The following is a 26,157-nucleotide window of genomic DNA, read 5'->3' as shown; positions in this document are numbered from 1 at the left end:
TTTAATTCACTGCCGTTATCAAGGAAGCGTCATCCATTCAACAAGGAGCGAGACATGAATATCAACAGCGCCACTTCAATGACCATGAAACCTTACATGCTAGCGCCTGACCGTGCACCTCAGACGACCGAACAGGTGCCATCCGACGTAATGACGGATCAGCAAAAGAAAGAAGCTTTTGCAAAAGAGTTTTACACGAGGGAGGAAGAACCTTGGAAAGGAAGGCTCGTCAGATATAGCGATGACACCGTAAAAAACGAAATGCGCGAGATGACGAAAGAGCAGTATTTAACTTTTGCGAGCATGGAGGCTAGCATTGAACTCAGCAACCAATATTCATTTTTTTGCTACTTCAAAGAACAGATTTTAGATGCGCGGCCTGACCTGGCAGAGAAAAANACCAGAGCCATCAACTCCGACGTCGACTTCAAAAGCTCGGTCAGACAAGGTGCGAAGCTTATCATGAGCCTTGTTGACCACGACCCCAAAAACTTTTCAGGGAAAACGAACCTCACCCTTTTAAATTTTCAGGATATTATCGACCTTGGGAAGGTGATTTCAGACCCAATCGACATGACTNAAGCAAGTAAAGGAGCATGACGAGAAAAACCGGGACTCCCTGATCGATACCTACGCGTAGGAGTTCCAAAAAAAGACGCTCTGCAGCCAAGCGGAGCGCCCTTTTTAAAATTTACGGCCTTGCATGCAAATTGGTTAGCCAGCGCTTACACAAATGCCCTAGCTTAAACGTGTAAACTTTGTCTTCCAGACGACCCGTTAAAATATTGCTAGCGCTGTAATCCCCCCTCCCGTAAAGCGTACTCCATGTAAATCTGGTCTTGTCGGTGAATTCATAAATATCGTTTGCTGGCCAACCTCCTTCACAACGGTTGAATTCAATCAGCCGTGATATCTTCCCTTCTTTATCGGATGTAAAGATTTCATGAATCTCTTCTTTAGTGCCCGTAGTCAGTGAAAATTTTAGCTGACCACCCTCCAACGGATACGCCTTACTGTCCGTAAAAGTTGCCTCCAGCGTCGCCTCTTTGAACGCCTGAGTCGCAAGAAATCCTTCTAGGTACGGCTGAAAAGCCGAAATCGGCAAAATGCCTTTCTCGTTGAGCAGGTCGTAATTCATGTGAGGAAACGATCCGAACACGATTCTGTACTTAGTGCTCTCAAAACTGGCCCCATCAACGGCGGAGACGCGGACGTTGACCTGAGAACCGGGGTTCAAGTCAGATATCTTATAAGCGCCTGCATAGGGCTTACGCTTCCATTCGCCGCCATCAACTTGATATTCAACTTTCCAGAGTTTGTCGTATTGACTGCCGGGCGTTGCCAACAAAACATTCTGACCGCGAATCGCAGTAAAGCTGTACTGATGGACCGCCGAGGCATTCTCAAGCGTCTGAGTGATATCGTGAATCTTGTCGGAGAGCACGACCACGCCTGGAGTTTCCGCACGCGACGTCGATGTTTCCTGTGGAGCATCCGGCACAGCACCTGCAACACCGCTTTCGCCCTGTGCAAATGCATGGCAGGACATCGCCAGAAACAGTCCAGACAAGAGCAGGCGGCCTGTAGCGCTTTTATTGTTATCCATCTTAAATCCTCAACTTCAATCCGTTAATTTATGTCAGGCATCATTGCCACTGACTGCCTGGACGTAATCAGTTGAGTCGCTGAAGATCAATACCAAAAACAACTTTACGGAAACATCCTACACATTAATAACTCGCAAATTTTAAATATATACCGCACATCGACCGTTTCTGGTTTCCAATGACTCGAATCTGGCTGACTGCCCCTTAACGCCTGCAACGCCCTCTAAATTCCTCCTGACAATTTCTCCTGCAATCCCGCCCAGCGTCTAAGCTTGTCTCAGGTGCGTTAACAGGGTGACGGGCCATCGACTATGGGCGTATTCAGGCATTCCGATAGCAGGCAAGATGTGATTTCCGCTGACCGTCAGGATGACCCACGCGCGCCGAAGCATCCCCCTCGTAAACGTTACGGATGGCGGGTGTTCTGGGTGGTCGTGGCATTGGGGGGTGTAGCACTGGGTGCAGCGGTGGCGGTCGAGAGCCGCAGTTCCAGGCTTCAGGCCCGGGAGTTCAGCCGTTTTGCCGCCAACCTCAGTTATTCGGTGCAGCCTGGACCGAGCACGGATGTCGTGTACCCGGGTGACGGGCCTTTCGACAAACGTCTGGGATACTCCTCGCTGGACGACTTCCTGCCACGTCTGCTGAAACGCGATTACGTGATCACCCGACAGGCGCGCTTTTCACCCGAGTTGATGCGTTACAGCCAGCGCGGTTTCTTTGTGCCCTATCAGGAAAAGATTCAGGCGGGGCTGTCGATCACCGACTGTCGGGGCGCGCCACTGTATGAGTTCCGCTATCCACAGCAGTTTTACCCAGCCTTCGCCGACATTCCGTCAGTGGTGGTGCACAGCCTGCTGTTCATCGAAAACCGCGACCTGCTCGACCCGCAGCAGCCGCTGGCCAACCCGGCAGTGGACTGGCCGCGCTTTGCCAAGGCGGCGTGGTCGCAGGTCGCGAGAATGCTGTCACTGCCCGGCCAGTCGGCAGGCGGCAGTACGCTGGCCACGCAGTTGGAAAAGTACCGTCACTCGCCGGACGGGCTGACGCAATCGGGCTCGGAGAAGATCCGGCAGATGATCTCTGCCAGTGTCCGGGCTTACCAGCCGGGCGCGCAGACGCTGGAGGCGCGTCAGCATGTGGTTCGGGATTACCTCAACAGCGTGCCGTTGTCGGCCGTGCCCGGGCATGGCGAGGTACACGGTCTGGCCGAGGGGCTGCGGGTCTGGTTCGGTGCGGACTTTGCCAGAACCAACGAAATTCTCGCGTCCAGTCCTGCCGACAGCAAAGGCCTGGCCGAGAAGGCGCTGGCGCTGCGCGAAGTGCTGTCACTGGTGATTGCCCAGCGCCGCCCTTCTCACTATCTGGCCAAGGGTCGACTTGAACTGGCAGAGCTTACCGACAGCCACATCCGTTTGCTGGCGCAGGCCAACGTCATCGATCAACCCCTCGCCGACGCAGCGCTGGCGGCGACGGTCACCTACCGCGACTGGGTGCAGCAGCCGACGATTCAACCGATCGAAACCAACAAGGGCATCAGCGTTGCGCGTACCCGTCTGTCGAACCTGCTGAATCGGCCCCTTTACGATCTCGACCGTCTCGACCTGTCGGCCACCAGCACCCTGCACGGCCAGTTGCAGACTCAGGTCAGCCAGTACCTGCGTGATCTGGCTGACCCGGAGTTCGCCCGCAGCATGGGGCTGATGGGCGAGCGGCTGTTGTCGCCGGCCAGCAGCGCGCAAGTGCGTTATAGCTTTACGCTTTTCGAGCGCGGCGCCGACGGCTCGCGGGTCAGGGTGCAGACCGACAGCACCGACCAGCCCTTCGACATCAACGAGGGCAGCAAGCTGGAGCTGGGTTCGACCGCCAAGATGCGGGTGCTGACGACCTATCTGGAAATCATTGCCGAGTTGCATGGGCGCTACGCCGACATGAGCGTTGCGCAATTGCGAAAAGTCCCGATCGAAGAACCGGATCGCCTCACCCGCTGGTCGGTGGATTATCTGCTGCAGAACAAGGACCGCGACCTGTCGAAGATGCTTGCGGCGGCGCTGGACCGTACGTACTCGGCCAGCCCTGGAGAAGCCTTTTTCACCGGCGGCGGTATGCATCGCTTCAACAACTTCAGACATGAAGACGACGGACGCATCCCGACCTTGCGCGAATCGCTGCGCGAGTCGATCAACCTGCCGTTCATTCGCCTGATGCGCGATGTGGTGCGCTACAGCACCTATCAGGCGCCCAGCAATAGCGCGGCGTTGCTCAAGGACGACGACAACCCGCGTCGTCAGGAATACCTGAGCCAGTTCGCCGACCGCGAAGGCACCGTGTTCCTGCTGCGTTTCTGGAAACGCTACAAGGACAAGACCACGCAGGAACGCCTCGACACCTTTCTGGATGGTATTCATCCCACCGCCATTCGCCTGGCTGCCGTGCATCGTTACCTGCTGCCGGGCGCCGACCGTACGACCTTCAATGCCTTCGTTCGTGCGCACCTTGAAGACGCGAGAGCGACGTCGAAACTGACCGAAAAGCGTCTGGCGGATCTGTATGACAGCTACGGCCCCGGCGCCTATGACCTGCCCGATCAAGGCTACGTCGCGCGGGTACATCCGCTGGACCTGTGGCTGGTGGGCTATCTGCTCAAGCACCCCGATGCGCAGTTCAAGGACGCCGTGGCCGCCAGCCGTTTCGAGCGCCAGGAAGTCTATGGCTGGTTGTTCAAGAGTCGGCACAAGGGTGCGCGCGACAGCCGCATCCGCACGATGATGGAGGTCGAGGCGTTTCTGGATATCGAGCAGCGGTGGCAGCGCGTGGGTTATCCGTTCGACCATCTGGTGCCTTCGCTGGCAACCGCCATCGGCAGCTCCGGCGATCGTCCGGCCGCACTCGCCGAGTTGATCGGCATCATCCAGAACGATGGCATCCGCCTGCCCGCGGTACGCATCGACAGCCTGCATTTTGCTGCCGACACGCCTTATGAAACCGAACTGACCATCAACCCGGAACTGGGCGAACGGGTGCTGCCGTCCGAAGTGGCCGCAGCCATGCGCGAAGCGCTGTCTCAGGTGGTGGACGGCGGTACCGCGAAACGCGTGCAGGGCACGTTCAAAATGCAGGACGGCAGCGTGCTGGCGATGGGCGGCAAGACCGGCACCGGGGATAACCGGATAGAGAGCATCGGCGCAGGCGGACGCATCCTCAGCTCGCGGGCCGTCAACCGCACGGCGACGTTCGTGTTCTACATCGGCGACAACCATTTCGGCACGCTGACGGCTTTCGTTCCAGGCCGTGCTGCCGAAGGCTTTCGCTTCACCTCGGCACTGCCAGTGCAAGTCCTCAAGGGCATGGCGCCGATATTGACGCCCTATCTGGAAGACCACGGCAAGGCGATGTGCAGTTCGCCGTCTACCGAAGAAACCACAAGGACGTGAGTTGGCTACCGTTCGTCATCCTCTTTTGCAGAACCATTTAGATATATCTTAAGGTATATCTAACTTGCACAGAGAGAGAGATGAAGACCATGCGTGATGACGCTCATCACCCCCACCCTCGCCCCCCACACGCTCGCGAAGACCGAGACGGTTTTGAAAAACGTCCCGGCCGTGAACGCGGTGGACGCGGCCCGCGTGTATTTGCTCCGGGCGATCTGAAATTACTGCTGCTGGCGCTGATCGCCGAGCAGCCTGCCCACGGCTATGACCTGATCCGCAAGATCGAAGGTCTGTTCGATGGCGCCTACTGCCCTAGCCCCGGCGTGATCTATCCGACCCTGACCTTTCTGGAAGAAAGCGAACTGGTCACCGGCGACGCTCAGGCGGGCAAAAAGCTGTACACCGTGACCGAGGCCGGTCGCGCGTCCCTGCTGGAACAGACCGTGGCACTGGACGGCGTGCGCACCCGCATCGAGGTCAGCAAGCGCTCGCTGCGGGGCCACGACCGACCGCCGGAAATCCACGAAGCGGTGCACAACCTGCGCCACGCCATGCACATGCACGATGGCCGCTGGAGCCCGGAAGAAATCATTCGGGTCCGCGACCTGCTCAACAACACCGCCAAGGCCATCGTCGATGGGCCGCAATCAGCCTCGGAGCCGTCGCAATGACTTCAGACCACACAACTCAGGAACAATCGATCCACCGCGTCATGCATGAAATCAAACGTCGCAAGCTAAAGGTGCTGCGCGTGACTCAACTGACGCCGCTGATGCGCCGCATCACCTTGCAAGGCCCGGAGCTGAGCGGCTTCATCAGCCTGGGCACCGACGACCACGTCAAACTGTTCTTTCCACGCACGCCCCAGGAGCAGGAGGCGCTGGAAACCCTGACGCCTGGCAGCGACAAGGACGCGCCACGCCCACCGATGCGTGACTACACGCCGCGTCGCTATGACGAAGCCACGGGCGAACTCGATATCGATTTCGTGCTGCATGGCGAAGGCCCGGCCGCCACCTGGGCAGCGCAGGCTGAACCGGGACAGTTCCTGCACATTGCCGGCCCCAAGGGTTCGATGGTGGTGCCGGACATGTTCGACAGTTACCTGTTGATCGGCGATGAAACCGCCATTCCGGCCATCGCCCGTCGTCTGGAGTCGCTGCCGGCCAACCGCGCTGCGCTGGTGGTGGTCGAGGTGGCGAACGAACAGGAACAGCAGGTATTCCGGAGCGCGGCCCAGGTCGATGTGATCTGGATCGTGCGCGGCGAGCAGAACCTGATCGACGTGACACGTCGCCTGGAAATGCCCGAAGGCAGGCTCTACGCCTGGGTGGCCACGGAATCCGGTCTTTCGCGCAAGCTGCGTCGGGTATTGCTGGAGGAATTCGGGCTCGACGAAGCGTTCGTCAAGGCCGCCGGTTACTGGAAGCTGGACGGCGAAGACGCGTAAATCGAAATGGTCTGGCGCGCTCGGCTGCGCCAGACCACGCAGCGGGCATCTTTATTTCTGACGACGCGACGCCCAGCGATCCATACCCACCAGTATCAGCGCGATCACCACAAACCCCAGCAACACACCCAGTGCGTTGATGAAGGCTTTGGTGAAACCTATCGTGCCGATATCGATGAACGGGTACATGTAATCGCCGATCACATCGCCGCGCAGCAGGATGTAGGCGAAGTACACAATCGGGTACAGCGCCCAGAACAACACATGCTTCAGGCGCAACAGCCCCTTGGGCACGCACAGCCACCAGTACGCCAGAAAGGTCAGCGGCATCACGTCATGCAGCAATTCGTCGGCGATGAACTGCCAGCCTTGCGGGTGCCATAAATGGCGCAACAGGATGTTGTAGGCAATGCCGACCACGGCGATGCTCACCGCGATGCCGCTGCACACCACAGGATCGCGAAAGAACCTGTGCCCCGCCGACTGTCGCTGGCTGAGCGCACAGCTCAGCGCGACCGCCACCAGCGTATTGGTGAGCACGGTAAAGAAGCTGAAAAACCGGACCAGTCCTCCCAGCAGGCTGGCGTGATCCATCCAGCGGCCGATCAGAATCAGATACAGCTGAATCGCAAGCCCCGACCAGCCCAGACAGGCGGCCAGCAGGAGGATGTAACGCTGCCGTTGGGAACGAGGCAGGTGGTGACTGTGCATCGGTGTGCTTCCTTGGATATCAGCCTCCCTGCCATGCGTTGATTACCAGCCTTTACTGCGGTGCAGCTTCTTGTACAGCCCTTCCACCTTTTCCCGCGCCCACGGCGTCTTGCGCAGAAACGTCAGGCTGGACTTGATGCTCGGGTCGCTCTTGAAGCAGCGAATGTCGATGCGTTCGGCCAGGCCCGACCACTCGTAGTGCTCGACCAGGGCGGTAAGAATCTGCTCCAGCGTGACGCCGTGCAGCGGGTCGGTATTGGGTGTCGTCATGTCAAACCTTGAAGCCCGTGAGCGGGTGCAATACAGGAAGGTGCGCACCTTAGCCGAGCCATCGGACATCGGAAAGGTTCAAGTGTGCGTCAGGGCTGAATCCCCCTTTAAAGATAGTCCTTTAAAGCACTGTTACCAAACCTGCAATGATCCATGTCAAGGAAAGCCCTTTTCGTAAACTCGTTAGCGTCCTATCATTGTCGCCTTCATAGCTGAATCGATTCTCTGCTTCCGGAGCTTCACCGATGGCCGCCAAGACGGTCACGGAGAGCCGCGTCGTTCCTGAAAAAAACCAAAAAAGAATGCCCCTTTTCATGCCCAATTCATCAAAGCATTACCGCTTCGCCACGGTTCAACGCGCTGTCAGTCTGTGCGGCCTGACACTGCTGGGCCTGGCAGGCACAGTCCATGCCGCGCCCGCACTGTCTCCCGACTCGCCCTGGATGCTGGGTGACTGGGGCGGCAAGCGCACCGATCTCTCGACGCGTGGGATCGATTTCAAACTCGATTACACCAGCGAGACCGGCGCCAATCTGCACGGCGGTTACAACCACGACAAGGCGACCCGCTACAGCGACCAGATCGCCGTCGGCGCTCATCTGGACCTGCAGAAAATCCTCGGCTGGCATGACGCCGAGTTTCAGCTGACCCTGAACAACCGCAACGGCGACAACATCAGCAACGACCGGATCGGCGACCCACGCACCGGAACGATCTCTTCCTCGCAGGAAGTCTGGGGACGCGGCAGCGTTACCCGACTGACGCAGATGTGGTATCAGCAGAAATTCTTCGACCAGGCCTTGAGCATCAAGCTCGGCCGCTTCAACGAAGGTGAGGATTTCAACAGCATTCCCTGCGACTTTCAGAACCTGTCACTGTGCGGCTCGCAGGTCGGCAATTACGTCAACACCTGGTACAACTGGCCGATCAGCCAATGGGCGATGCGCATCAAGTACCAGCTCACGCCTGAAGTCTTCGTGCAGGTAGGAGCGTTCGAACAGAACCCGTCCAACCTGGAAAACGACAACGCCTTCAAACTCAGCGGCAGTGGCACCGAAGGTGCGGTGTTGCCGGTCGAACTGGTCTGGTCGCCCAGGGTCAACGGCCTGCCGGGTGAATACCGCGCCGGTTATTACTACAGCACCGCTGATAGCGAAGATGTCTACAAGAACACCGACGGTCAGCCTGCTGCCCTCACCGGGACGGCGTATCGTGGTGCCTCGAGCAAACATGGCGTATGGCTGAATCTGCGCCAGCAGGTCACGCGGCAAGATGGCGATGCCAGTCGCGGCCTGAGTCTGTTCGCCAACGGCACGCTGCACGACAAGAAAACCAACATGGTGGATAACTATGTTTCGGTCGGCATGGTCTACAAAGGCCCGTTCGATGCCCGTACCCAGGATGATATCGGCCTGGGTCTGTCGCGCATTCATGTCAATCCGGCGTACCGCAAAAACGCTGATGCACGAAATCAGGCAGCAGCGGTCTACGACTACAACGACCCATCCTTCACGCCTTTGCAGGACACGGAATACAACGCCGAGCTGTATTACGGCGTGCATGTGGCCGACTGGCTGACCGTGCGCCCGAACCTGCAATACGTGCGTCATCCGGGTGGGCTGGACGAAGTCGACGACGCGCTGGTGGCTGGATTGAAAGTGCAACTCTCGTTCTGACCAACGGTTGAATTCAACCGCTGGTAAATCGTCTCAACAGTTAGTTCGGTTTCAAGAGTGGTCCAGGGTTTTGCAGAGGTTGCAGCGCCAGGGGTCAATCATTCAATTCTCGCGGAGATTCGCATTATGAGCACTGATGGTGCTTCGGGTAGAAATCGTCTGTTACCGACACTGCTCGGGCTGGTGATTCTGTTGATGGGGCTGGCCTTGGTGGTCGGTGGCATCAGGTTGCTGCAACTGGACGGCTCGCTGTATTACCTGCTGGCCGGTATTGGCTTTGCGGTAACCGGCGTGTTGCTGATGACCGGGCGCAGCGCTGCGCTGGGTCTGTACGCATTGCTGCTGTTCGCCAGCACGGTCTGGTCTCTGTGGGAAGTCGGTCTGGACTGGTGGCAATTGGTGCCACGTCTGGCACTGTGGTTCGCGCTGGGTCTGGTGCTGCTGCTGCCATGGTTCCGCCGTCCGCTGCTGCGTAACGGCCCGGCCCGCATGGGCACCGGTGCGTTGAGCATCGCCGTGGTGCTTGCCGGTCTGACCGCGCTGGCCAGCCAGTTCACTAATCCTGGCCGCATCGAAGGTCAGCTGGATCGCGAGACTGCGGGCACGACCAACACCGCACCGGCGATGCCTGACGGTGACTGGCAGTCCTACGGCCGTACCGCCTTCGGTGACCGCTACTCTCCGCTGGCGCAGATCACGCCAGAGAACGTGAGCAAGCTGGAGCCGGCGTGGACCTATCGCACTGGCGACATCCCAGGTCCTAACGATCCGGGCGAAACGACCGCCGAGAACACTCCGCTCAAGGTCAACGGCATGCTGTACGTGTGCACGCCGCACAGCCAGGTGATCGCACTTGACCCGGATACGGGCAAGGAAATCTGGCGCTTCGATCCGAAGATCAGCACCCAGAACGCCGAGAACTTCAAAGGCTGGGCGCACATGACCTGCCGTGGCGTCACGTATCACGATGACGCAGCCTACGCCGCTGCTGGCGCTCCGGCCCAAAGCCCGGCAGCCCCTGCTGCGACTGACGCTTCGACTGCAAGTGCTTCCTGCCCGCGCAGGATCTTCCTGCCGACTGCCGACACCCGTCTGATCGCCCTGAATGCCGACACCGGCAAGATGTGCGAAGACTTCGGCAACAAGGGCTCGGTCGATCTGACGGCCAACATGGGCACCTTCGCGCCAGGTGGTTACTACTCCACCTCGCCTCCGGCCGTGACCAGGGACCTGGTGATCATCGGTGGCCACGTCACCGATAACGTCTCGATGGATGAGCCGTCCGGCGTGATCCGTGCGTACGACGTACACACCGGTCGTCTGGTCTGGAACTGGGACAGCGGCAATCCTGAAGCCACAGCGCCTATCGCTGAAGGTCAGGTCTACACCCGCAACTCGCCGAACATGTGGTCCATGTTCAGCGTCGATGAAAAGCTGGGCATGATCTACCTGCCGATGGGCAACCAGACGCCTGACCAGTGGGGCGGCGACCGTACGCCTGAGTCCGAGAAGTACAGCGCGGGCCTGGTTGCACTGGACATCGCCACCGGCAAAGTGCGTTGGGATTACCAGTTCACTCACCACGACCTGTGGGACATGGACGTGGGCGGTCAGCCGACTCTGATGGACATGAAAACCGCTGACGGCGTGAAACCGGCTGTGCTGGCTTCGACCAAGCAGGGCAGCATCTACGTGCTGGACCGCAGCACTGGTCAGCCGATCGTGCCGATCAATGAAGTGCCCGTTCCACAAGGCGCGGTCGAAGGCGATCACACCTCGCCGACCCAGCCCAAGTCTGACCTGAACTTCATGCCGCCTCCGTTGAAAGAGCGTGACATGTGGGGCGTGACCCCGTTCGACCAGATGCTGTGCCGGATCGACTTCAAGTCCCTGCGTTACGACGGCCCGTTCACTCCGCCATCGCTGCAGGGCTCGATTGTTTATCCAGGCAACTTCGGTGTGTTCGACTGGGGCGGTATCTCCATCGACCCGGTTCGCCAGATTGCGTTCGTGAACCCGAGCTACATGGCCTTCCGCTCCAAGCTGGTGCCGTCGGCTGAAGTGGAAGGCGGTCCGGGTCGCAAGAGCGAGACCGAAGGCGTGCAGCCGAACAAGGGCGCCCCGTATGGCGTGATCCTGGAAGCACTGCTGTCGCCAATGGGCCTGCCTTGCCAGGCACCGGCGTGGGGCTACGTGGCTGCGGTCGATCTGACCACCCACAAGACCATCTGGATGCACAAGAACGGCACCGTGCGTGACAGCTCGCCGGTTCCGATCCCATTGACCATGGGCGTTCCAAGCCTGGGTGGTACGTTCACCACTGCAAGCGGCCTGGCGTTCCTGAGCGGTACGCTTGACCAGTACCTGCGTGCCTACGACGTTCGTAACGGCAAGCAACTGTGGGAAGGCCGCCTGCCAGCAGGCGCTCAGACCACACCCATGACCTACACCGGCAAGGACGGTCAGCAATACGTGCTGGTCGTGGCTGGCGGTCACGGCTCGCTGGGCACCAAGCAGGGTGACTACGTAATGGCGTTCAAACTGCCGAAGTGATGTTCTGCTGAGGTAAACGAAAGGCGGCTATCGAGAGATAGCCGCCTTTTTTGTGGACTCGATGATCGTTCCCATGCTCTGCGCTTGGCGTTATACACAAGTCTTGCTGCAACCACGGACTGTGGGAGGCGGCTTGCCGGCGATGCTTTTTTCTGAAGCGACATGTCAGTGACTGAACTGACGCCATCGCCGGCAAGCCGCCTCCCACGGGTTATGCATTCAGTCAGATACTTACGTTTTTTGGCACCCGTTTTGCGCGTCTTTCAGATTTGTGTATAACAATGAGCCCGGAGCATGGGCACGATCAGCGTAAGGGCAGACTTGTGCTGATCGTTCTCACGCTCCGCGTGGTAACGCCGCTCAGGACGCTCCGCGTGCGCTCTTGAGTGTGACGCAGAGTAATGGGCACTGCCCGTGTCTAACGTACTTTCCCACCCGCTTTGCCACCCGCGCGCAGGATGTCGCTCCAGCGCCGAACGAGGTAGTTATGCTCGTTCATGACCGAATTCCACACGGCGATGTGGCCCATGCGTTCTTCGTACGAGCCGCCGTCGCGCACTTCCCCGGCATCGATCAGCGGCAGACCGTCGCTGCCCAGCAGTTGCTCGCGTGCAGGCAGACCGGCGTACCAGTAGTCCCATTCCGCAGCGCTCAAATGATCACGGCTGCGCGCCGGGTTGCCGATGTAGTAACCCTGCCGCGCCATCACCGCGCCCGGCCAGCCGGACAGCCACCAGTTCAGATACGCATAAGCCGCATCTAGCACCGGGCCCTTGGCATGGCGCGATAGAGACAGCCCGCCGAACCAGCCGCGATAGCCTTCCTTGGGCACGGCGACGCGATATTTCACACCTGCTCGATGCAGCCTCACCAACGTGGGCGACCACAAGCTCTGAATATCGATGGTTGGGCTGAGCATCAATTCGGCCGCTTCCTCGTCGTCCGACCAGAACGCACCGAAATGCCCCTGTTGCTGTTTACGCACCAGCACGTCGGCGAGCAGGTCGATTTCCTCGATGCACATGTTGCCGATGTCCTTGAACTGCGCCAGTCCCGCGCCCTGCACTGCCAGCGCGGCGTCGAGGGCACCGATGGCGGCATCGCTCTGCAAAGCGATGCGTCCACTCCAGACCGGGTCGAGCAGCCAGCCCCAGCTTTCATCGGACGGGCTCAGGCTGTCCGGCAGGCGTTCCGGGCGATAGGCAAAACTGTCGGCGTTGTGAGTCAGCGGCAGCATGCTGATGCGCTCGGTGACCGCACTGCCCAGGCTGCCGTCGTGCTGCACGAACAGACGCTCGCTCGGCACACTGCCGCTGCCGGGTTGGTCAGTGGGTCTCAGGCGCCCGCGCTTGGGCAGGTCGTTGATCTCGTGCCACAGCGCAATGCGCCGCGTATCGATAGGCTGAATCGCCCGCGCCGGCCAGACGAAATCGACGTTGTGAAACCATTGGTCATAAAGGTCGTAACTGTCCGGCTGCATGACCGCAATCCGCTGCGCGGTCTGCACGTCGTGGATCTGATAGACCAGCCTGATGCCCAGGTCCTGCTCGGCGCGCTCCCGTAGGGATTCAAGCAGAGTGACCGAGGTGCCCAGCACACGCAACGTGATGGTCATGCAGCGGTCTCGCTTTGAGCCGAGGTCGCAGGCGGCGCGAAGCTGGCAGCGAACACGTCGAACGAGCGTCGCAGCAATTCAGGGTCGAGGCCGCGCAGGATGAACACCAAACGCGAGGTGCGATCATCACCCGGCCAGGCTGCAAGGTGGACGGGCGCATGCAGGCAATGCTGCACACCATGGATCACGACAGGGGCCTGATTGGCATTCACGTTGAGCAGTCCTTTGACACGCAGGATTCGTTCGCCGTGGCATCTTAACAGCATCGACAACCACACCCCGAATCCGACCCAGTCCAGCGGCCGCTCGAAGGTCAGGCAACAGACCTGTGCATCGCCATGCCGGGGCAATGTGGATTGCGGGCGATGCAGTTGCCAGCGGGTCACTTCCTGAGCGGGTTCTGCACTGCGTACGCCCTGCCCCAGCAGCAACTGATCGCCGCTATGAACCTCTGCGGTGTCCAGCAAGGGTGCGGAGAAATTGAGCGCCTGCAGATGCAGACGCAGTGCATCGAGAGCAGGCTCATCGACCAGATCGGTCTTGCTCAGCAGCAGCCTGTCAGCGGCGGCGACCTGCGCCAGCCACTCGGGGTGCAGACGCTCCTGCAGCGTGGCATGGCAGGCATCGACCAGCGTGACGATCAGCCCTACATGAAAGCGCCCGCGCAGTTGCGGGTCATGACTCAGCGTGGCGAGGATAGGCGCAGGGTCGGCAAGACCGGTGGTTTCCAGAATCACCCGACGAAACGCCGGGATTTCGCCGCGACCGCGGCGCTCCAACAGACCGAGCAACGCGTCTTTCAGCTCGCCGCGAATCGAGCAGCAGACACAGCCGCTGGGCAGCAACACGGTGTCTGGCGCCACTTCTTCGACCAGCAGGTGATCGATGCCCACATCGCCGAACTCGTTAATCAGCAGCGCGGTGTCCCCCATGTCCTCATCCGCCAGCAGGCGCTTGAGCAACGTGGTTTTGCCGCTGCCCAGAAAGCCGGTGATCACGTTCAGCGCAATGCTCATGACGACCTCTGCAAATGTTCAATCAAGCGGGAATCGAGGGGATCCAGCGGTCGGCCGATCAACAGTTCGGCCTTCTGCCACAACTGATCAAGGCCGCTCGCCAGTTCCTGTTTGCCGGTAGCGCCCAGCAGCAGATAGGAAACGCCCTGAAAGTCCTCGACCTTCAAGCGAAACGGCGCCACTACCTTGTTGATGGCTGCAATACGCCGCAAGCGCTCACGACGCCTCGGCAGTTCGCCACTCAGCGGATCGCTCCAGTGCACGTCTTCGCCCAACAGCCCGCACAGTCCACACATGATCAGTCCTCGCTCAAGTGCATCACGGCATCACATCACCGGAGTTCGGCCCCAGTGTCTGGCCGACGAACAGATTGCCGCCCGGCTCACTGCCGAGCAGCACAGCGACCGGCGCGACTTCCTCTGCCAACCCGAAACGGCCCAATGGCAGCTCGGCCGCCTTGGCGGTTTTCCAGGCGCTGCTGATGCCTGCAACCAATGGCGTTTCGATGGGGCCGGGCGCGATGGCGTTGACCAGCACGTTGTCTTTGGCCACTTCCAGCGCCAGGGATTTGGTGAAGCCGATCACGCCAGCCTTGGCAGCGGAGTAGTGGGTCAGCTCGGCGCCGCCCTTGATGCCGAGCTGCGAGGCGACGTTGATGATCCGTCCCCAGCGTTGCGCCAGCATATGCGGCAAGGCGCGCTGGCTGGCAACGAACACGCTGGTGAGGTCGACGCGCAGCATGTCGTTCCACATCTCAATGCTCAGATCGACGCAGCGCGCCTGGGTCAGCATGCCTGCGTTATTGACCAGAATGTCGATGCCGCCGAACTGTTCGACGCAGGCATCGACACCGGCCTGCGCGCCTTCGACCGAGCCGACGTCAGCCACGCAGGCGTACACCTGCGCGCCGAGCTGGCGGCACTCTTCGGCGACCTTGGTCAGGTTAGTCGGATCACGGTCGCCCAGCACCAGCCGTGCGCCTTCGGCGGCGTAGGCCCGTGCGATGGCAGCGCCGATGCCGCTGCCTGCGCCGGTGATCACGGCACGTTTGTCTTTGAGTTGTTGCATGGTGAATTCCTTGTTACGGATAGCCGGGAAAATCCATAGCGCCTGATTACGTAAGCTGATCGTGCTCATGCCCCGCGTGGGCATGCACCCCGTGACGCTCTGCGTCACAGCGCGAGTGGACGCGGAGCGTCCAGAGCGGCGTTACCACGCAGAGCGTGGGAACAATCATCAAAGTATCTGAATGAATACATACCCTGTGGGAGGCGGCTTGCCGGCGATGGCGTCATTTCAGTCACTGAGATGTCGCTTCGCAAAACGCATCGCCGGCAAGCCGCCTCCCACACTTTGATCGTGCCCGTCGCTCGTTCAGGCACGGTCATGACCTGCGTCATCTCACTCCGGCCAGCGCACGGTCAGGCCGCCGTCGATCACGATGCTCTGCCCGGTCAGATAGCTGGCTTCGTCACTGCACAGAAAACGCACCAGCGACGCCACTTCATCCGCTCGCCCGACACGCCCCAGCGGAATCGCTTTGGCGGCCTGTTTCAGCCCTTCCGGGCCCAGCGAGTTCTTGCTGTCCAGCGACTGCGGCGTTTCGATCAGGCCCGGAATCACCGCGTTGCAGCGAATGCCTTTCGGCGCAAGCTCCACCGCCAGCGAACGACACAGCCCCGGCACACCCGCTTTGGCCGCAGCGTAATGTGAGTGGTCCTGCCAGCCATACACGCCACCGGCAATCGACGAGATCGCCACCAGCGCTCCGCCCTCGCCCATATGCCGGGCAGCGGCGCGAAAGGTGCGCATCACGCCGGTCAGGTCCACGTCGAGCATTTCATTCCAGCGCTCGTCGGTCATTTCCAGCAGCGGCGCGCGGCGCAACAAGCCTGCGTTGGCGACTGCGTAATCGATCCGGCCAAAGGCTTGCAAAGCCTGATGGGCCAGATTGTCCACCGATTCGGTACTGGCAACATCCAGTGGCAGCATCAGGCATTCGCCGCCCGCCTCTTCCACCAGACGACGGGTTTCATCCGGGTCGTGCGGGTCGGCCGGGTAAAACCCGCCCGCCACCGCCACACCCTGCCGGGCAAACGCCACCGCCAAGGCCTGACCGATGCCGCTGGCGGCGCCAGTGACCAATGCAACTTTACGAGTCATGGGCAATTCCTCACTTAACGGTTTCAGGGCGCACGTGACGGGCCGCGAACATCAACGCACCGGACAGGAAGCAAGGCAGCGCGCCGAAGTACAGCGCCGAGGTCTGCCAGTCGCCGCCTGCGCTCAGCACGGACGTCGCGCCGAAACCCGCCACGACGGCACCGAGAGGTCCCATGGCATGAATGATCGCGCCGCCTGTGGCGCGGATGCTCGTAGGGAAACTTTCACTGATGAAGAACAGCGCCGCCGAGTACGGGCCGATCAGGAAGAACAGGCCCAGGCTGTACAGCCCGACGACCATCGGCATGTTGCTTGGCCCATAGAGCATGCCCGCAAACGCCAGACCACCGAGCATCCAGCCCAGGCCGATCACGTTGCGACGGCCGATCTTGTCACCCATCCAGCCGTGGCTCAGGTAGCCGCAGTAACCGACCAGGTTGGACAGCACCAGAATGATCAGCGAGTTCTCGAACGAGATGTGGTGCACGCTGACGATCACCGTGGTGCCCAGCACGCTGAACACCTGAATCGCCGCCCAGTTGAGCAGGATGGCTGCGCCGATCACCAACGTTGCGCGCAGCGACGTGCCACGAAACGCAGCGCCGAGGCCCGCCTTGCTGTGTTCGTCGTAGTCGACGCCATAGGTGTGCGCCACGGCCTGTGCCTGGCTGACGTCACCCTTTTTGCGCAGTTGTGTGATGCGCTGGTGGATCTGGAACTGCGGGCTCTCCTTGAGCTTGCGCGCCATGATCGCAATGATGATGGCTGGAATCGCCGCAAACACGAAGCAGCCCTGCCAGCCGATGATTGGCAGCAGCACCGCCGTCAGGCCCGCTGCGATCAACGCGCCGACCGGCCAGCCGCCCTGCACCAGGCTGTAGATGAAGCCGCGGCGCTTGGCCAGACGCGGGTCATCCGACGCCGCATAGATTTCACTCAGGTAGGTCGCGTTGACCGTCTCTTCCGCATAACCCAGACCGCCCAGCGAACGGATCAGGATCAGCGGCGACTTGCCCCACGATCCACCAATGGCCGTAAGCGCCGAACAGATGGCCGATCCGCTTACGGTAAACATGATGCCAACCCGCCGTCCCAGGCGATCCACCAGCGGCCCGATGGCCAGTGCCACCACCGCCGTACCGACCGCGACCCAGGTCGCGATTTCGGCCTGCTCCACTTCACTCCAGGAAAAGTGCCGCCCGATCTCGGGCAGCAGGGTTCCGAACAGAATGAAGTCGTATACCGCAAACACCCACGCAAAAAAGGCTATCCATGTGGCGAAGCGAACTTGCTCCGGCGTCAACTGCTCTGGCTTCCAGCCGGTCAGGTCAAGCTTGTTGTATATGGACATGAGTGATGCCTCGGACAGGGCTATGGATCAACGGTTACGTGGGTTGCGACGCACGAAGTCGTCGGCGATCTCGTCGAAGGTGACGAATTTGACGCCCGCGTGGCTCTGGATGTGCTCGATCAGGCGCTCAAGCATCAGCAGCACCTGGGGGCGTCCGGAAACATCGGGGTGGATGGTCATGGTGAACACCGCGTGCTCGTGCTCGCGGTACACCCAGTCGAACTGGTCGCGCCACATTTCTTCCAGGTGGCGCGGGTTGACGAAGCCATGGCTGTTCGGCGCTTTCTTGATGAACATCATCGGCGGCAGGTCATCCAGGTACCAGTTGGCCGGGATCTCCACCAGATCGGTTTCTTCACCACGCACCAGGGGTTTCATCCAGGTATCGGGGTGCTGGCTGTAATCGATCTTGGTCCACTTGTCGCCCACGCGAACGTAGTACGGGTGGAAGTCGTTGTGCATCAGGCTGTGGTCGTACTTGATGCCTTTCTTGAGCAGCAGCTCGTTGGTGACGTTGCTGAATTCCCACCACGGCGCGACATAGCCGGTCGGGCGCTTGCCGGTGACTTGCATGATCAGGTCGATGGACTTGTCGAGGACGATTTCTTCCTGCTCCGGCGTCATTGCAATCGGGTTTTCATGGCTGTAGCCGTGCACGCCGATTTCATGCCCCGCATCGGCCACGGCCTTCATCTGCTCGGGGAAGGTTTCCATGGAGTGACCGGGAATGAACCAGGTCGTGCGCAGCCCGTAACGCTCGAACAGCTTGAGCAGGCGTGGCGCGCCGACTTCGCCCGCGAACAGACCTCGCGAGATATCATCCGGCGAATCTTCACCGCCATAAGAGCCCAGCCAGCCCGCGACTGCATCCACATCGACACCAAACGCACACAGAATTTCTTTAGCCATTGTTGTTTCTCCTGCTGGTTGATCGGACCGGTTCACCGCATCGAGCAAGGGCGCCGGTCAGTCGTTGATAGGGTGTTCAAGGGGTGTTCATGAGAGTTGCAAGAGCGCTTCCACCGCCAGTGCCGCGCGCAACAGCCGGGCGTCCTCACCCGCTGGCGCGCTGAGCAACAGACCGGTGGGCAGGCCGCAGGCATCGAAGCCGCTGGGCAGCGAAACGCCGGGCATGTTGAGCAGACTGCCCGGCATGGTCAGGCGCAGCGTCGCAAGGTTGGTCTGGATAAACAGCTCTTCGTCGGCCAGCAAAGGTGCCAGCGGCGGCGCGACGTGGGCGACACTCGGGGTGATGAGTAACGCGCCATCCAGTTCAAGGGTCAGCCGCTCCTGCAAGCGCTCGCGGGCGGCGTACAGGTTGATCAGTAGACTGGCAGGCATGTGCCGGGCCGCTTCAAGGCGCTTGCGCACGCGTGGGTCGAGCTGGCTGGCCGCATTGCTGTCGAGCAACGGCTGATGCAGGGCAAACGCTTCGGCCGCGCCCAGCCAGCCGCTGTGCTGAATCAGGTGCAGGGTGGCTTGAAAGGCTTCGCAGGGACGCATCTCGACCAGCGCACCGGCACTACGCAGCGCCTCGACAGCGCGCAACAGATTGTCGCGTACTGCAGCCTCGACGCGCGTGTCATCCAGTACCGCCTGATCAACGATGAATCGCTGACCAGCCAGACTGCGAGGCACGTGCGATGTCGGTTTGCTGCGTGCGCNCCAGCGGAAACACGCCATCGCGACTGTAGCGGCGGCTGGTGCTGCGAAAACCCACCAGACCGTTCAATGCTGCAGGAATACGGATCGAGCCTGCAGTGTCGGTGCCCATTGCAATCGGCACGATGCCCGCTGCGACAGCAACACCCGAGCCTGAAGACGAACCACCGGGAATCCGGGGCGAATCATTGCTGAGCGGATTGACCGGCGTGCCGAAATGCGGATTGAGACCGAGCCCGGAATAGGCGAACTCACTGAGGTTGGTCTTGCCCACACTGACCATGCCGGAGCGGGCCAGCAGCCCTACGCTTGGCGCATCCAGGCATGCAGCGCTGACCTGCCGACGGGTCGCGGAACCGGCCGTGGTCACGGAACCCGCCACATCGAAAAGATCCTTCCAGGCCAGCGGAACACCATCGAACGGGCCGAGCGCCTGACCCTGCTTCCAGCGAGCGGCCGACGCTTCGGCCTCGCGACGGGCACGCTCGTCGCTCATGGAAATGAAAACGTGATCAACCTGATCGGCTCGATGCAGCGCCTGCTCCAGAGCCTGAACGGGATCGGTACGACCCTGAGCGAAATCATCGGCCAGTGCGCAGGCATCGAAGGTGATTGCGGAAGCCGCGGTGTCCATCATCGACATAACAGACCTTTAAAAATGTACTTATTAATAAAATGTACATTTAACAAAGGCAGAATCCATGCCAATCTCATGCTCGTGGCTCTTTGGAGCAACGGCGTCTGATGCCTGAATGCCCCGAGACAGCTGGATTAGAAACCTTTCATGGGCGGGACGAACGTCGAATGGGCGGGACGCAGGACGTTTGGTCGGCTGTCACAATGAAATAATGTATCTTTTATAAAAGATACATTTTAGTGCAGATAGGTAACGGTGGCCCCATGAGTGAGCGTCCGAATGTACCTCAAGGTGACAGTCACGCATCTGTGCGAGAATTGTTCGTCAGCCGTCAGAAGTGTAAGAAAACGATGTCAGATGAGGACCCGCGCACCGCCTCGCGCTACGCCACCATCCGTGAAGTGTTACGCAACGCCATCCTCACGGGTGCGGTCGCCAATGGACTGGTACTGCTTGAAGCACCGTTGGCAGAATTGTTCGGCACCAGCCGCGTGCCAGTGCGCAAGGCGCTCAACCTGCTGCACGACGAAGGGCTGATCAGCCGGTTCGATGGACGCGGTTATCTGGTCAACCCCGAGGGCGGCACAGTCGAACCCCTGCGTCTGAGCCTGAGCCACAAGCAGTTCGGGCTGGACAGCAGCGAAGAACTAGTCGACACCCGGCCGCTGGGTGAGCGCATCCATGACGAGATCGGCGCGGCACTGTCGGCGTGCATCGCTTTCGGTCATTACCGCCTGGATGAACAAAGCGCGGCCGAGCATTTCGGGGTCAGCCGGGCTGTGGTGCGTGAGGCGCTGATGAGGCTGCGTGATCGCGGGCTGGTGGAAAAGGAACCCTACTCCCAATGGCTGGCCGGGCCGCTGACGGCGCGTGAAGTGACCGACGATTATGAGCTGCGTGCCTGCCTGGAACCCGAAGCCTTGCGCCAGACCGGGCCGCATCTGAGTCGCGAACATCTGGAGAGCATGCTGGCCAGGGTCATCGCAGCTCAGAACGCTGAAAGTTGCAGTCTGGAACAGATCGAGCAACTGGAAGAGGACCTGCATCAGCAGTGTCTGGCGGGACTGCAGAATCGCAAGATCGCCACCCTGATCAGCCAGGCGCAGAGCCCGATGATCATCAACCGGATCTTCTATCGACTGCTGGACATAGACGCCGATGAAGCCATGCTCGCCGAACACCGAATGATTCTCGAACTGCTGCTGCACGGCGCCTTCGACGCCGCCGCGCTGAACCTCAAGGAACACCTGCAACGCGCCAGACAACGCATGCTGCAGCGCTTGAAGGTGTTGTCGGTGCTGCCGGAACAGGAAGTGCCGGGGTATCTGACGCGGTTGAGCTGATCAGCGGCCATTCCGAAAGGTGACTTGAGCCGTGCGCTCGGCTCACTGAGTCCGCAGTCTGTGCCATGTGTGACGCGGAGCGTCACGGGATGCATGTCCACGCGGAGCGATGGGCACGATCAGTGTTGAGGCAGACTTGGGTATTACGCTGAGCGCGGAGCATAGGCACGACGGTGTGTTTGAGACCCTGATCGTTCCCACGCTCTGCGTGGTAACGCCTCCCAGGACGCTCCGCGTCCGCTCTCGAATGTGACGCTACTTGCGGATCACTTCCCCGCGCAATGCAGCAAGACGTGCGATGAAGCGGTTTTGCACGGGGACCGGGACTTTTTCGGTGTCCATGGCGGCGATCAGGTTTTCGACCAGTGCGTTGAAATCGCTCGGGCTGAGGTTCTGACCCTTGTGGGATTCGGCGAGGCTGTCGCCGTTGTAGGTGCATGGGCCATCGACTATCACGCAGAACTTGTCGACCAGCCGATCACGCAGCAGGACGATGTTGACCCGTTTGAAGCGCTCGACGATCCGGTCGTCCTTGGCGGCATTGAGCAGCATGCCTTCAACGATGCGCTGAATGCCGGCACGTTGGCCAAGATCCTGATAAAGGCTGTCATCCTTGACCTGCTGTTGAGCACAACCGACCATCAAGGCCAGCATCAGGCACATCACCAAACGCCTCATCAGAAACTCCCCTGAACGGACAGATAAGTGCCGTTCTGGTTGTCCAGCGTGGCGATTTCACCCAGGCGGGCGTAGGCCAGCACAAAGGACAGATGCTTGTTGGGGAAGTAACCGAGGAACACGTCCGCCCAGTCGCTTTCGCCCGCGAACGAAAGATTATCGGGTTTCTCGCGGTACTCCACGCCCATGGCCCAACGCGGGTTGAACAACACCGCCACCGAGCCTTCCTTGAGCAGGCTGCGGCTGTCACGCCGATCACCGCCGAAACCCAGCAGACCGGTTTCGTTGGCGCGGCTGTAGCGCACACCGCCGTTGACCACCACGTTGTAGCCGAACGCTGCCCCCATGAACAGACGGCTGGCGGTCAGATACCCCTCGACATCGGAATCACGCTGCGCGCCGACCAGGCTCGGAATCAGAAAATCGTTCTGGTGCTTGTACTGCACGCCCAGCGACACCTGCGGCAGGCTGTCGTAGATCAGGTCACCGAACAGTCGCACCTTGACGCCGAACACGTCCTGACTGAGGTTGTCGTCCGGCAGGCTCAGCTTGTGCTGCAACGGGCTGATATCGAAGCGCTGGTGCGCGTAGGACAGCTCGACACGGTTGCCGTAGGCGACAGCAAGGCCCGCCACATCCAGGTTGTAATCCGGGAGGTTGATGTGCGTGGCAAACGCCGTCGCGCCCCACTCGCCCTGCTCACTGTAGCCGGTGATCACCGCCCACGGCGTAATGCCCCCGCCCGCGCTGCCTTCGATGTTGCTGGCGCCACCCGTGGCAATCAGACGACCGTTGTCGGCCAGGACAAGCGGCGTGGCCGCGCCGAGCAGGCAACCCAACAACAGCGATGCTTTGTAGGACATGGTTCAGTTCACCATCAGACCTGGTAATTCATGGGTTTTGACGATCCAGGTCTCGAACGCGGCGGCGGTCAGAGGTCTGCTGATCAGGTAACCCTGCGCAGTATCGCAGTGCCAGCGACGCAGCAGGTCGAGGCTGTGCTGGTATTCCACGCCCTCGGCCACCACCTTGAGCCCCAGGTTGTGGCTCATTTCGATGGTTGAACGCACGATCACTGCGTCTTCACTGGTCTCGTCCAGATCGCGCACGAACGACTGGTCGATTTTCAATTCCTGCACCGGCAGACGCTTGAGGTGCGCCAGCGACGAATAGCCCGTGCCGAAATCATCGATCGACAGGCTGATGCCGCAATCACGCAGCTTATGCAGCACCACCAGTGCTTTTTCCGGCTGGCTCATGATTGCGCTTTCAGTGATTTCGAACACCAGTTGCTCGGCAGGCACGCCGTACTGTTTGAGCAGACCGACCACAAATCCGGCCAGGTCATCGCCCAAGAGGTCATCGGCAGAAATGTTCACCGACACTTGCAGCACCAGGCCCCGCTTGCGCCACTCGGCAAGTTGGCGCATGGCTTCTTCGATGACCCAGTTGGTCAGCAGATGAATACTGCCGGTCCGCTCGGCCAGCACGATGAATTCGGCGGGCGAGACATTACCGAACTGCGGATGAGCCCAGCGCAACAGGGCTTCGGCCTGACGCACCGTGCCCTGACGAATATCCAGTTTGGGCTGATAATGCAGCATCAGCTCACCGTTTTGCGGCGCCTTACGCAGATCACGAATCAGGCTGATCTGCCGCTGGTGCGCCAGGTCGCGACCGTCCTGATAGATTTGCAGTCGGCCTGGCAGGAACGCGGCGTCCTTGCGGGCAATGGCCGCGCGGTTGACCAGCTCCTGAGCCGAATTGCCGTTTTCCGGGTAGACGGTGATGCCGATGCAGCACTCGAGCGCGATGTCGTGGTTGTCGATCCGCTGCGGCTCGCTGAGCAGTCGTTGCAGGGCGTCGCCTGTTGCCACCGCACCGTCGCTGGTGGTCTGGTCGAGCAACAACAGAAATTCGTTGGCCGACAATCGTGCAACGGTGTCTCCGGCACGCAGAGTACTTTGCAGACGCTGGCCCACTTGAAGCAACAGTTGCTCGACGCCTTCGGCACCCGAGCTTTCGTTGATCGCGCTCAGGTTTTCGATGCTCAGGTACAAGAGCGCCACCGGTCGTTCGGCGGCAATCGCGCTGCCCAGTCGCTCCATGACCAGGGCGCGGTTGGGCAGTCCGGTCACGTTGTCGTGCAGCGCGTTGTGCGCCAGTTGCCCTTCACGCACCGCAATACCGTGCTGCATCGCGTTGATGGCATTGGCCAGCATGCCGAGTTCATCGGTGCGGGCCATGTTGACCGGCGTCTCGTAATCGCCATCTCCGATACGCTTGGCTGCGATGGCCAGCTCACGCACCGGGAGCGAAACGCTGCGCGCCAGTGCCAGGGTGCCCAACAGCGAGGCCAGCAGTGCCGCCATGGATATCCAGAAAATCTTCTCGTCCAGCGGCGCGAAGGCCTGCAGGGCCTTGTCCAGCGGGCTTTGCAGCAGTGCCAGGACCTGCCCGTCGCCGCCATTACCCGTGTTGGCGAGCATCAATGTCTGGCTGAGAAAATTCAGATTGGACTGCTCGGTGACACGCATCTGTCCGCCGGATGAACTGCGCATCAGCTCGATCAGACCGGCATGCAAGGCGTCGGGCTGAGTGCTGATCAGACTGCCAGCCTTGCCGTCCTCAATGGTCAGAAACGACACTTCCAGACCGCTGAGCGAGTGCAGTTCTTCGGCGATGTCGCTGTCAATGGTGAAACCCATGACCACTCGACCGATCGGTAACGGCGCCAGCACGGTACTTTCGACCAGCAGATGCGGCGTGCCACCTCCGGGTACGATCAGCACCGACTGGCCGCTGCGTTTGGCGGTACGCAATGCCTGGTCGTAGACGAATTTGGAACCCTCGGGCACATCGGGAACGGTACTGGCGATTACCACGCCGTCCATGCCCAGCAGGAACATATCGCTCGCGTTGATGCGCTTGCCGTGGTTGAGCAGTACCGAACGGATGGTCGAGGAGTCGGAACTGGCGACCGCATCGCGAAACCCGAAGTCGGCAGACAACAGTTGCACCGCATCGCGCAGGCGCTTGCCACGCAAATCGATCAGGCGTTCGAAAACCCGGCTACCCACTTCCAGTTGGGCCTGAGCCTGAGTGCGCACTGCGTCGCCAGTCGCCACCTTGACCGCGAAATACACCGCGCAGACCACGATCAGCAACAGGGCGATCAAGACCCCGGCGATGCGCGCCTGGAAGCTGACTTTAAGATTCATTCATGGGCTGCCTTGTGGAAAGCGTCGCCAAAGCCACCTGTCGCCGGTTTGCTGGGCTTGTCGTCGGCAACGGTTGGCACGACGGGCAGCGTAAAGCGCTGGGTGAGGCCTGCGGCGGGAATGTCGAATTCGTCACCTGACACCGGTTGCATGTCTTCGGTCTGCGGATGCCAGAGCGTGGCCTGATAGTGACCAGCCGGCATCTGATCGAGTTTGAGCTGACCATTGCTGTCGGTTACCCCGAACCAGGGGTCGTCAGTGACATAGATGTAGCCGACCATCCAGTCATGAATGTTGCAACCCAAAACCACTACACCCGGCTTGTCGAACAGCAGCGGCTCTGATGGCGTGCCTTCGTAAAGACGCAGTTCGAAGCGCTTGGCCGGAGAAAAGGAATACACCTGATGGCGGATGTTGTCGCTGTTGGGAAACTTCACCTGCGTGCTGGTGTGAACGGCCAGAACGTGGGGCGCGAATTCCTGATCGCGCTGGTCCATGGACGCCTTGAGCACTGCTGGCGTTGCACTCGGCGGCCCCTTGAGCGTCACGACGGCATCGGCCAGAGGCTTGCCCTGCTTGTCGAGCATTTGCGCCGTGAAGGTCGCGGCCGAAGCATTGGCAGCAGACATCATCCACAGGCCCGCCAGCAATGCTGAGATAAATACGTTGGTCATAACCGAGTCAACCCGCAACGGCAGCGCCGTAAAAAATAAACCAGCCCTGGCGACAACTGAAAGGTCCCGGCGATGCCCGAAACCAAAGGTTTTATCGCC

At 60.3% G+C, this 26,157-nt stretch carries 20 protein-coding genes and 1 pseudogene; 6 read left to right on the top strand and 15 right to left on the bottom strand.

What is annotated here, in order from left to right; translation table 11 throughout:
- Positions 1-691: 691 nt before the first annotated feature.
- Entirely contained in the window at positions 692-1,606 is a 915-nt protein-coding gene (locus AO065_RS12905) for a fibronectin type III domain-containing protein (RefSeq protein ID WP_004881837.1), read from the bottom strand.
- 312 nt (positions 1,607-1,918) lie between these two features.
- Here AO065_RS12905 and AO065_RS12900 point away from each other — a divergent pair, with 312 nt between their 5' ends.
- From AO065_RS12900 to AO065_RS12890, 3 genes are all read left to right on the top strand, one after another.
- Positions 1,919-5,038, top strand: a complete 3,120-nt coding sequence (locus AO065_RS12900) for a transglycosylase domain-containing protein (RefSeq protein WP_032650833.1) — start codon at positions 1,919-1,921, stop codon at positions 5,036-5,038.
- Between the two features lie 80 nt (positions 5,039-5,118).
- Positions 5,119-5,709 carry a PadR family transcriptional regulator gene (locus tag AO065_RS12895; protein ID WP_004881835.1) on the top strand — a complete coding sequence of 197 codons (591 nt, stop codon included), beginning with the start codon at positions 5,119-5,121 and terminating at the stop codon, positions 5,707-5,709.
- Entirely contained in the window at positions 5,706-6,488 is a 783-nt protein-coding gene (locus AO065_RS12890) for a siderophore-interacting protein (RefSeq protein WP_032650830.1), read from the top strand. The genes AO065_RS12895 and AO065_RS12890 overlap by 4 nt, the downstream gene beginning before the upstream one ends.
- Positions 6,489-6,539: 51 nt before the next feature.
- Here the strand turns inward: AO065_RS12890 and AO065_RS12885 are convergent, their stop codons facing one another.
- Both AO065_RS12885 and AO065_RS12880 read right to left on the bottom strand, forming a co-directional pair.
- Positions 6,540-7,199, bottom strand: coding sequence for a Pr6Pr family membrane protein (locus AO065_RS12885; protein WP_004881833.1), 660 nt, complete (start codon positions 7,197-7,199; stop codon positions 6,540-6,542).
- Positions 7,200-7,241: 42 nt separating this feature from the next.
- On the bottom strand, positions 7,242-7,469 hold the full coding sequence (locus tag AO065_RS12880; protein ID WP_004881832.1) for a VF530 family protein: 228 nt from the start codon (positions 7,467-7,469) through the stop codon (positions 7,242-7,244).
- A 314-nt stretch (positions 7,470-7,783) separates the two neighbouring features.
- Here AO065_RS12880 and AO065_RS12875 point away from each other — a divergent pair, with 314 nt between their 5' ends.
- Together AO065_RS12875 and AO065_RS12870 are read left to right on the top strand one after the other, a co-directional pair.
- Positions 7,784-9,145, top strand: a complete 1,362-nt coding sequence (locus tag AO065_RS12875; RefSeq protein WP_100225908.1) for a carbohydrate porin — start codon at positions 7,784-7,786, stop codon at positions 9,143-9,145.
- Between the two features lie 126 nt (positions 9,146-9,271).
- Positions 9,272-11,698 (top strand): glucose/quinate/shikimate family membrane-bound PQQ-dependent dehydrogenase, encoded by a 2,427-nt coding sequence (locus tag AO065_RS12870; RefSeq protein ID WP_004881830.1) that lies wholly within the window; start codon positions 9,272-9,274, stop codon positions 11,696-11,698.
- Positions 11,699-12,116: 418 nt separating this feature from the next.
- Here AO065_RS12870 and AO065_RS12865 read toward each other — a convergent pair whose 3' ends face one another.
- The 8 genes and pseudogenes from AO065_RS12865 to AO065_RS12830 all read right to left on the bottom strand — a co-directional run bounded on the left by AO065_RS12865 (position 12,117) and on the right by AO065_RS12830 (position 20,148).
- The gene (locus AO065_RS12865) at positions 12,117-13,313 is read right to left on the bottom strand and encodes an ABC transporter substrate-binding protein (protein ID WP_004881829.1); all 1,197 of its coding nucleotides are present in this window, start codon (positions 13,311-13,313) and stop codon (positions 12,117-12,119) included.
- Complete coding sequence (locus tag AO065_RS12860) at positions 13,310-14,329, bottom strand: CobW family GTP-binding protein (protein WP_004881828.1); 1,020 nt, start codon at positions 14,327-14,329, stop codon at positions 13,310-13,312. The genes AO065_RS12865 and AO065_RS12860 overlap by 4 nt, the downstream gene beginning before the upstream one ends.
- Positions 14,326-14,625 carry a hypothetical protein gene (locus AO065_RS12855; protein ID WP_004881827.1) on the bottom strand — a complete coding sequence of 100 codons (300 nt, stop codon included), beginning with the start codon at positions 14,623-14,625 and terminating at the stop codon, positions 14,326-14,328. Before AO065_RS12855 ends, AO065_RS12860 begins: the two co-directional genes overlap by 4 nt.
- A 22-nt stretch (positions 14,626-14,647) precedes the next feature.
- Positions 14,648-15,397, bottom strand: coding sequence for an SDR family NAD(P)-dependent oxidoreductase (locus AO065_RS12850; protein ID WP_004881826.1), 750 nt, complete (start codon positions 15,395-15,397; stop codon positions 14,648-14,650).
- 333 nt (positions 15,398-15,730) lie between these two features.
- Positions 15,731-16,492 (bottom strand): SDR family NAD(P)-dependent oxidoreductase, encoded by a 762-nt coding sequence (locus AO065_RS12845; RefSeq protein WP_004881825.1) that lies wholly within the window; start codon positions 16,490-16,492, stop codon positions 15,731-15,733.
- Positions 16,493-16,502: 10 nt separating this feature from the next.
- Positions 16,503-17,843: an MFS transporter gene (locus AO065_RS12840; protein WP_004881824.1), complete on the bottom strand. Its 1,341-nt coding sequence runs from the start codon at positions 17,841-17,843 to the stop codon at positions 16,503-16,505.
- A gap of 27 nt (positions 17,844-17,870) precedes the next feature.
- Positions 17,871-18,752, bottom strand: a complete 882-nt coding sequence (locus AO065_RS12835; protein ID WP_004881821.1) for a polysaccharide deacetylase family protein — start codon at positions 18,750-18,752, stop codon at positions 17,871-17,873.
- Between the two features lie 87 nt (positions 18,753-18,839).
- Positions 18,840-20,148: pseudogene (locus tag AO065_RS12830) on the bottom strand (amidase family protein).
- Positions 20,149-20,492: 344 nt separating this feature from the next.
- Here AO065_RS12830 and AO065_RS12825 point away from each other — a divergent pair.
- Positions 20,493-21,485: a GntR family transcriptional regulator gene (locus AO065_RS12825; RefSeq protein WP_004881818.1), complete on the top strand. Its 993-nt coding sequence runs from the start codon at positions 20,493-20,495 to the stop codon at positions 21,483-21,485.
- A gap of 255 nt (positions 21,486-21,740) precedes the next feature.
- On the opposite strand, the gene AO065_RS12820 is transcribed toward AO065_RS12825, so the two are convergent.
- The 4 genes from AO065_RS12820 to AO065_RS12805 are packed head-to-tail and all read right to left on the bottom strand — an operon-like array spanning position 21,741 to position 26,058.
- On the bottom strand, positions 21,741-22,163 hold the full coding sequence (locus AO065_RS12820) for a group I truncated hemoglobin (RefSeq protein WP_004881815.1): 423 nt from the start codon (positions 22,161-22,163) through the stop codon (positions 21,741-21,743).
- Positions 22,163-23,026, bottom strand: a complete 864-nt coding sequence (locus tag AO065_RS12815; protein WP_004881813.1) for a DUF3034 family protein — start codon at positions 23,024-23,026, stop codon at positions 22,163-22,165. Before AO065_RS12815 ends, AO065_RS12820 begins: the two co-directional genes overlap by 1 nt.
- Positions 23,027-23,029: 3 nt before the next feature.
- Positions 23,030-25,384, bottom strand: coding sequence for a bifunctional diguanylate cyclase/phosphodiesterase (locus AO065_RS12810; RefSeq protein ID WP_004881812.1), 2,355 nt, complete (start codon positions 25,382-25,384; stop codon positions 23,030-23,032).
- Complete coding sequence (locus AO065_RS12805) at positions 25,381-26,058, bottom strand: methylamine utilization protein (protein WP_004881809.1); 678 nt, start codon at positions 26,056-26,058, stop codon at positions 25,381-25,383. The genes AO065_RS12810 and AO065_RS12805 overlap by 4 nt, the downstream gene beginning before the upstream one ends.
- Positions 26,059-26,157 lie beyond the last annotated feature (99 nt).

The organism is Pseudomonas viridiflava, from assembly GCF_001642795.1.
Classification (GTDB): domain Bacteria; phylum Pseudomonadota; class Gammaproteobacteria; order Pseudomonadales; family Pseudomonadaceae; genus Aquipseudomonas; species Aquipseudomonas viridiflava.
This window is presented reverse-complemented; position numbering and strand designations above follow the sequence as displayed.

What these genes read in the sequence shown, in the direction of transcription:
- AO065_RS12885 (WP_004881833.1), bottom strand. Translation starts at nt 7,199, where the DNA reads ATGCACAGTCACCACCTGCCTCGTTCCCAACGGCAGCGTTACATCCTC.
- AO065_RS12895 (WP_004881835.1), top strand. Translation starts at nt 5,119, where the DNA reads ATGAAGACCATGCGTGATGACGCTCATCACCCCCACCCTCGCCCCCCA.
- AO065_RS12855 (WP_004881827.1), bottom strand. Translation starts at nt 14,625, where the DNA reads ATGTGTGGACTGTGCGGGCTGTTGGGCGAAGACGTGCACTGGAGCGAT.
- AO065_RS12820 (WP_004881815.1), bottom strand. Translation starts at nt 22,163, where the DNA reads ATGAGGCGTTTGGTGATGTGCCTGATGCTGGCCTTGATGGTCGGTTGT.
- AO065_RS12880 (WP_004881832.1), bottom strand. Translation starts at nt 7,469, where the DNA reads ATGACGACACCCAATACCGACCCGCTGCACGGCGTCACGCTGGAGCAG.
- AO065_RS12865 (WP_004881829.1), bottom strand. Translation starts at nt 13,313, where the DNA reads ATGACCATCACGTTGCGTGTGCTGGGCACCTCGGTCACTCTGCTTGAA.
- AO065_RS12875 (WP_100225908.1), top strand. Translation starts at nt 7,784, where the DNA reads ATGCCCAATTCATCAAAGCATTACCGCTTCGCCACGGTTCAACGCGCT.
- AO065_RS12850 (WP_004881826.1), bottom strand. Translation starts at nt 15,397, where the DNA reads ATGCAACAACTCAAAGACAAACGTGCCGTGATCACCGGCGCAGGCAGC.
- AO065_RS12840 (WP_004881824.1), bottom strand. Translation starts at nt 17,843, where the DNA reads ATGTCCATATACAACAAGCTTGACCTGACCGGCTGGAAGCCAGAGCAG.
- AO065_RS12815 (WP_004881813.1), bottom strand. Translation starts at nt 23,026, where the DNA reads ATGTCCTACAAAGCATCGCTGTTGTTGGGTTGCCTGCTCGGCGCGGCC.
- AO065_RS12835 (WP_004881821.1), bottom strand. Translation starts at nt 18,752, where the DNA reads ATGGCTAAAGAAATTCTGTGTGCGTTTGGTGTCGATGTGGATGCAGTC.
- AO065_RS12905 (WP_004881837.1), bottom strand. Translation starts at nt 1,606, where the DNA reads ATGGATAACAATAAAAGCGCTACAGGCCGCCTGCTCTTGTCTGGACTG.
- AO065_RS12870 (WP_004881830.1), top strand. Translation starts at nt 9,272, where the DNA reads ATGAGCACTGATGGTGCTTCGGGTAGAAATCGTCTGTTACCGACACTG.
- AO065_RS12810 (WP_004881812.1), bottom strand. Translation starts at nt 25,384, where the DNA reads ATGAATCTTAAAGTCAGCTTCCAGGCGCGCATCGCCGGGGTCTTGATC.
- AO065_RS12900 (WP_032650833.1), top strand. Translation starts at nt 1,919, where the DNA reads ATGGGCGTATTCAGGCATTCCGATAGCAGGCAAGATGTGATTTCCGCT.
- AO065_RS12860 (WP_004881828.1), bottom strand. Translation starts at nt 14,329, where the DNA reads ATGAGCATTGCGCTGAACGTGATCACCGGCTTTCTGGGCAGCGGCAAA.
- AO065_RS12890 (WP_032650830.1), top strand. Translation starts at nt 5,706, where the DNA reads ATGACTTCAGACCACACAACTCAGGAACAATCGATCCACCGCGTCATG.
- AO065_RS12805 (WP_004881809.1), bottom strand. Translation starts at nt 26,058, where the DNA reads ATGACCAACGTATTTATCTCAGCATTGCTGGCGGGCCTGTGGATGATG.
- AO065_RS12825 (WP_004881818.1), top strand. Translation starts at nt 20,493, where the DNA reads ATGTCAGATGAGGACCCGCGCACCGCCTCGCGCTACGCCACCATCCGT.
- AO065_RS12845 (WP_004881825.1), bottom strand. Translation starts at nt 16,492, where the DNA reads ATGACTCGTAAAGTTGCATTGGTCACTGGCGCCGCCAGCGGCATCGGT.